Source organism: Nocardia sp. CDC160 (assembly GCF_035818795.1).
Classification (GTDB): domain Bacteria; phylum Actinomycetota; class Actinomycetes; order Mycobacteriales; family Mycobacteriaceae; genus Nocardia.
This window is the reverse complement of record NZ_JAYKYT010000018.1, coordinates 1-1,121: the sequence shown is the minus strand read 5'-3', so window position 1 is coordinate 1,121 and position 1,121 is coordinate 1. Positions and strand designations below refer to the sequence as shown.

General features: G+C 64.5%; 1 protein-coding gene. It reads left to right on the top strand.

Going from position 1 to position 1,121, the window contains the following annotated elements; all coding sequences use genetic code 11:
- Window positions 1-1,121: (Fe-S)-binding protein (locus VMT40_RS39310; protein WP_326364773.1), on the top strand; the 1,121-nt coding region annotated here is incomplete at both ends.

The window sequence follows — 1,121 nt, the reverse complement described above, 5'->3', positions numbered from 1 at the left end:
GCGAAGATTTCCGAGGCGGCTCGTGCGGAGGCGGAGCGTCCGCTGGTCGGTGGCGAGGACGTGGGTGGCGTCATCGATCCCGAGGTGTTGTGGTCGTGCACGACCTGTGGTGCGTGTGTGGAGCAGTGCCCGGTCGATATCGAGCATGTCGATCACATCATCGACATGCGCCGCTACCAGGTGTTGATCGAGTCGGAGTTCCCCTCCGAGCTGGCCGGGTTGTTCAAGAACCTCGAGAACAAGGGCAACCCGTGGGGCCAGAACGCCAAGGACCGGCTGAACTGGATCTCCGAGGTCGACTTCGAGGTCCCCGTCTACGGTCGCGACGCCGACTCCTTCGACGGCTATGAGTACCTGTTCTGGGTCGGCTGCGCGGGCGCGTACGAGGATCGGGCGAAGAAGACCACCAAGGCCGTCGCCGAACTCCTCGCGACCGCGGGGGTGAAGTTCATGGTGCTGGGTCAGGAAGAAACCTGTACCGGTGACTCGGCGCGGCGTGCGGGCAACGAATTCCTGTTCCAGCAGCTGGCCATGCAGAACATCGAGTTGTTGAACTCGGTGTTCGAGGGTGTGGAGCAGGCCCGCAAGAAGATCGTCGTCACGTGTGCGCACTGCTTCAACGCGCTGAACAACGAGTACCCGCAGGTCGGCGGCAGCTACGAGGTGGTGCACCACACCCAGCTGCTCAACCGCCTGGTGCGTGCCAAGTCCCTGGTGCCGGTCTCGCCGGTCGCCCAGAACGTCACCTACCACGACCCGTGCTACCTGGGCCGCCACAACAAGATCTACAACGCGCCGCGTGAACTGATGGAAGCCTCGGGCTCGACGCTGGTGGAGATGCCGCGCCACGGGGAACGATCGATGTGCTGTGGTGCCGGTGGCGCGCGCATGTGGATGGAAGAACAACTGGGCAAGCGCATCAACATCGACCGCGTCGACGAAGCCCTCGACACGTTGAAGGGTGGCAACGAGCCGTCGATGATCGCGACGGGTTGCCCGTTCTGCCGGGTGATGCTCACCGACGGCGTGACCGCCCGCAAGGACGGCGGCGAAGTCGGCCAGGGCGTCGAGGTCGTCGACGTCGCCCAGCTGATGCTGCAGTCCATCGACCGCGTCGATGC